General features: G+C 29.0%; 3 protein-coding genes. All 3 read right to left on the reverse strand.

Features of this window, described 5'->3' with window-relative positions:
* A partial coding sequence (locus tag ACNQ12_RS03470) for a leucine-rich repeat protein (protein ID WP_418042169.1) occupies positions 1-1479 on the reverse strand: 1479 nt, incomplete at its 3' end.
* A gap of 439 nt (positions 1480-1918) precedes the next feature.
* Positions 1919-5239, reverse strand: coding sequence for a leucine-rich repeat domain-containing protein (locus ACNQ12_RS03475; protein WP_418042171.1), 3321 nt, complete (start codon positions 5237-5239; stop codon positions 1919-1921).
* Between the two features lie 215 nt (positions 5240-5454).
* Positions 5455-6011, reverse strand: a 557-nt coding sequence (locus ACNQ12_RS03480; RefSeq protein WP_418042000.1) for a leucine-rich repeat domain-containing protein, incomplete at its 5' end; no start/stop codon positions are given.

The following is a 6011-nucleotide window of genomic DNA, read 5'->3' on the forward strand; positions in this document are numbered from 1 at the left end:
AATACTTGTAACATTAGGGAATGATGCTGAGGTAATATTTTGATTGTTTTTAAACGCATCAGCTGCAATACTTGTGATGTTATCATCAGCAATATCACCACTAGCACCAACTCATTTTATCAGTTTGCCATCTACCGCTATTTTGCTCATTAGTTTAGGGGTGTTTTCAAAAGCATTATGACTTATTTGCTTTAAATTTGGTATATCTACTGATACTAAATTTATTGCACCTTCGAAAGCTGAATCTTCAATACTTGTAACATTAGGGAATGATGCTGAGGTAATATTTTGATTGTTTTTAAACACATTAGCTGCAATGCTGGTGACACTATCATCAGCAATATCACCACTAGCACCATCTCACCTAGTTAGTTTGCCATTAATCACAATTTTACTTTTCAGATAACTTGTACCATCGAATGCTTGTCATCCAACTTCTTTTAAGTTTGGTATATCTATTGCTGTTAGGTCATGTGCATCTTTGAAAGCCCACCATCCAATACTTGTGGCTTTAGGGAGTGAAGCTGATTTTAACATTCATGTATTTGCAAATGCTCGATCTCCAACACTTGTAACGTTAGGGAATGATACTGAAGTAATCTCTTGGTTATTTATAAACACTCCACCTGCAATACTTGTGATGCTATCATCAGCAATATCTCCACTAGCATCAGATCATTTAAGTAATGTGCCATTTATAACAAGTTTATTTGTTTTTATATTTATGAGAGGGGGATATTCTTGCCTTAATGGGTATCCTGTATATACTACTCCAAAAGCATTGGGATCGATATATTCAATATTAGGGAAGTTAATAGATGTAATGCGCTCATTTCAACGAAAAGCCTTTGCAACTATTTTTCTAATAGTTTTATCCTCTATGTCTCCATAAGCATTATTTCATTGAAATAGTATCCCATTTTGAACTACCTTATCTTCTTCTAATGAATGATTAAGCCATTCTGAGCCACCATCTTTATTATTAATCACATTTTCTATTTTAGGTAAATTAAGTTTTTTTATTTTAACAGAAGACATTCCTGATGGACGTTCAAATTTTAAAGAAATTCTTTTTGCTTCAGGACATTCCAATATAAAACTCTCATTATTAATATCGTAATTTTTATGAATGTAATTAAATATTTCAGTTAACATTTTAGCAGTAATATCTTGCGCATCTTGTATCACTATTCTATTTTCATTTTTATAATACTTTCCATTAGTCTTTTTATTATTATCGGTATATAGAAATGAATATGTATTATTATCTTTTTTGACTGTTGTAATTATTGGAGTTGGTTTAGGAGTGTCAACTAGCTTGGGTGTTGTTCCTGGGTTAGGAGCAGGAGTAACTATGGGTTTGGATTCAGGGTTATTTTCATTATTCTTATTATTACATGATCCAGCTACTAAAGGCATAGTAATAATGCTTGATGCTGAAGCAAATAAAAATATTATAAATAATTTCTTTCTCTTCATTTTTTCCTTTCTATTGTTGGCTAGCAATAGAGTACAGTTGGTATAAAAGTTAGTTTTTTTATATAGATATAAGTATAGTAACGGAAATATATATTGCTGCCTTATTTTATTATTGCAAAAAAAAAAAAAAAAGAAGAAGTCACTATGAGTACTACCAGGTAGCAACATTAATTTAAAATATGAAAATTTGCTTAAGTAATTATACGATTTAAATAAAAAATAAAATATAAAGTAATAAGAAAGTATTAATAAGTACTATTCTTTTAAATAACTATTTTTACTGTATACTAATGCTTTAGTTTTAGCATGTGTTCTTATTTGAAGCTGATGTATAAAAAAGCCGACAAATTTCTTGTCAGCTCATTGAATTATAGTTTATTTGCTAATGAGTTAATATTAGAAATGTAACTCTTAAAGCTAGTTTTTATAATGCTATTAATTAAGGATTTACAATAGGTATATTTGTTAATTTTGGAGTGTGATCAAAAGAATTAGGTGAAAGGATTTTGACCTTAGGCGCATACACTGAGTTCAAATTAATATCGTTACCAAAAGCGTAAGATTTAATTTCAATTACTTCTGGGAATGATGCTGATTTTAGATTCTTATTATTTTTGAATGCATATTCTCCAATAAAGGTTACATTAGGGAATGAAACGGATGTTAAAGATTCTGCATTTTCGAATGCTGAACTATTTATTTCATTTACTTTAGGAGCAAAAATTAATTTCAATCCTTTTGTGCCCATAAAAGTTTCTTCGTTTATTTTAGTGAGTTCTGGGAAGTTAACTGTTTCTAATTTCAAATCAAAAGCAAAGGCTCCTGAACCAATTTCAATAACTTTTGGAGCACTAATTGACACTAAATTCGTGTTTTCCTTAAATGAAGATCTACCAATTTTTTCAACATTTGGTAAAGAAATGCTTGTTAAATGTTCCAATCCTTGAAATGCTAAATCTCCAATGCTAATTACATTAGGCAAATTAATGGAAGCTATTTTTTTAGAACCTTGAAAGGCAGAATTTCCCACACTAATAACATTAGGGAAGGAAATAGAAGTAATATTATTGTTATCTTTAAAAACATTATCATTGATTATTGATATTGTATCATCACTTATATCACCACTAGCATTATCTCATTTTGCTAAAAAGCCATTTAGTATAATCTTATCAGGAAGTTTTGGAGTATTTTTAAATATGTCTCCACCTGATAATTTTTCAATTTTTGGGAATGATATTTCTTCTAAATTAATTGCTCCATCGAAAGCTGAATCTTCGATTTCAACGACTTTTGGAAAAATTGCAGAAGTTAAACTAGTTGCATCTTTAAATGCATCACTACCTATATAAGTAACGTTAGGAGCAAATAGGGTTGTTAAACTGCTTGCACCTTGAAATGCTGAGGCTGGAATGTAATGCATTTTAGCTAGTTTTATATCGACTAAACTTGAAGTATTATAAAATACTGAAGTTCCAAGATTTATTAATTGTGGTAAATCAATTGAGGTTAATTTTATTGCTTCACTAAATGCTTGATTACCTATGTTTGTTGCTTTAGGCAACTCTATTGAAACTAAATTTTTTGCTCCACTAAATGCTCTAACCCCAACACTTGTGACATTAGGTAAAGTAACTGAAGTTAAATTTGTTGTGCCTGCAAAAGCCTCATATCCAACATTTGTAACATTCGGGAATGAAATAGAAGTTATATTGGTGTTATCTTGAAATGCGTTTGCTGCAATTTTAGTAATATTATCATCACTAATATTGCCACTTGCATCACTTCATTTTACAAGCGTATTTCCTAAAACTATTTTGCCTAATAGTTTAGGAGTATTGCTAAAAATATCATTTCCTACATTTTTGATTGCCGGAAATTCTACTTTATCAAGGGAATTATTATCTCTGAATGCAACATCACCAATTTCGGTTACTTTAGGAAAAATTGCTGAAGTAAGATTTGTTGCACCTGCAAAAGCTCCATATCCTATAATTTCTGCCATTGGGAATGAAACTGATGTTAGACTATTTGCATTTTGAAATGAATCTGCACCAATATAAATTGCATTATCAAAATTAACTGATTTTAATTTATTTGCCTTTTTAAAGGCTTCGTCTCCAACACTAATTACATTAGGAAACGAAACAGTTTCAAGGTTGATATCATCCATAAATGCAGATCTTCCGATTATTTTGGCATTTGGGAAATCAACAATTTTTAACTCGGTATTTAATGCAAATGCAAGTTCACCAATATTTATTACTTTTGGTAAAAGCACAGTTGATAAATCACGCATTCCCATAAAAGCTGCAAATTCAATATCTGTTACATTAGGGAATGAAACTGATGTAACATTATTTTGTCCAGAAAATACTCCTGAAGCTATTTTTGTAATTTTATCATCATATAAATCACCAGCTGCATTATCTCATTTTGCTAAAATATTATTTAAAACAATTTTGTCATCTAATTTTTTGGTATTGCCAAATACTTGAGTTCCAATTGATTCAACTTTTGGGAAGTTTACCGAAGCTAAATTTGTACTTCCATAAAACGCCTCATCTCCAATACTTGTCACATTAGGGAATGATACTGAGGTAATATTTTGATTATTTTCAAATGCATAATTATAAATTTTTGTAATATGGTTATCTTCAATATCGCCTACTGCTTCAGGTCATTTAATTAAAATGTTATTTAAAACCACTTTTGACTTTATAAGAGGGAATAAATCATCAATTTTTGATACGCTTCTAAAGGCATGACTAGAAATATCTTTTAAATTTGGGAGATTTATTGAAGTAATTTTACTTATATCACCAAAAGCACCGGGCATAATTTGAGTAATTGATTCATCATAAATATCGCCACTAGGATTTGCTCATTTAAAAAGAATTCCATTTTGCACTACTTTATCATCTTGAAGTCCTCAGACTAAAGCACCTGGATCCATTTTTCCTGGATCTTCTACATAAGTTACTTTTTCTAACTTAGGTAGATTAATCTTTGCTATTCTATAATATGTAGGATTGTATAAAGGGAATACTTTTGTATCCGGGCAATCTAATATAATACCTTTATTAATGGGCTGAATACTTTTTTCAGCTAGTAAATTTAATATAGATCCTAGGTCCTTGTCTGTAACTGTTTCGATATCTTTAATTACTAATTTACTATTATCGGCATTAAATTTAACCTTAGCTTTATTTTCTCCATAGTTATAATCAAATTCAACAACATTTTTTTCACTGATTGGCTTCTTTATTTCAGGATTAATTGGTTTAATAATAACATCAGCTTTTAATGTTTTAAAACCATTTAAAATGCAAGATTTTATTGTATATAAGTCACTATATTTTTTAGATTGAATTCTATATTTAAAATGCAATGTTCCATCATTATCATTAGCAGCAAAATATTGAACTTTAGTATTTGAACCATTAATCATATTTTGAGGTGCTAAATTAAGCTTATGGTTTAATGGTACATTAGTTTCTGCTAACGAAATAGAGAATAATGAGTTATCGTAGTTCTTAAACAAAATATCATTAGCAGTTATCTCTGAAGCATACTTTTCTGCCTTATTTATAGAATTATTTAGTGATACTGTTATTCGTTTTTCAGTCTCTTTTAATTTTGTTTGTTCGTCTTGATAATTTTTGTGTTTTTTATAAATAACACTCGGAATAGCAATGACAGCAGACCCAACAACAAGCCCACTTGTAACTATTATTATATACTTTGCAATTTTAGTCATTTTTTCCTTTCACAACCACTTAAATAAAGATCATTCTTAATAATGATATTTATATTGAAATGGTTTTTTCATTGTTTATCACACTTAAATTATATTCTTTTTTATAAAACAAAAGGATTTTGCTATATCAATAGAAAACTATAATTAGATTAATTGATCATTTTTTTATTGCAGAATAAAGCCCAGCACTTGTAATGCTAGGCAGTTTGGTTATTCTATTTTACACTAGGTTTATTAATCAGCTTAGGAGTATTATCAAAAGCTCCGTTTCCAATATATTTAACTTTTGGAAATTCAGCTGTTTTTAGGTTTATAGCTCCACCAAAAGCTTTGTCTCCTATTTCTATAACATTAGGGAATGAAACTGTAGTTAGATTTTTCGTTCCTGCAAAAGCATATTCATTAATATAAATAGCATCATTAAAACTAATAAATGTTAAACTTGTTAAATTTCTAAATTTTTCATCAATAGTTTTTAGACTGTTAAATGAAACAGTTGTTAAGTTTTTACTATTTGAGAATCATATTAAATCAAGGTTCTTTAACATATCCATTTTTATGAATCTTAATGTACTATTACTATAATTTGGGAATTGATTATATTGAGTTATATATTTTACTTTTGGAAGTTCAATATATGTTAATCCTGATACATGAGTAAACGCATCATCACCTATGCTTGTTACATTAGGGAATGAAATAGAGGTCAATTTAGTGTTATTTTGGAAAACATTTGGCCCTATTTTCAAGATGTTTTCATCTCTAACATCAC

The sequence above is a fragment of the Mycoplasma paraquilae genome (assembly GCF_048284415.1).
Taxonomy (GTDB): Bacteria; Bacillota_I; Bacilli_A; order Mycoplasmatales; family Metamycoplasmataceae; genus Mycoplasmopsis.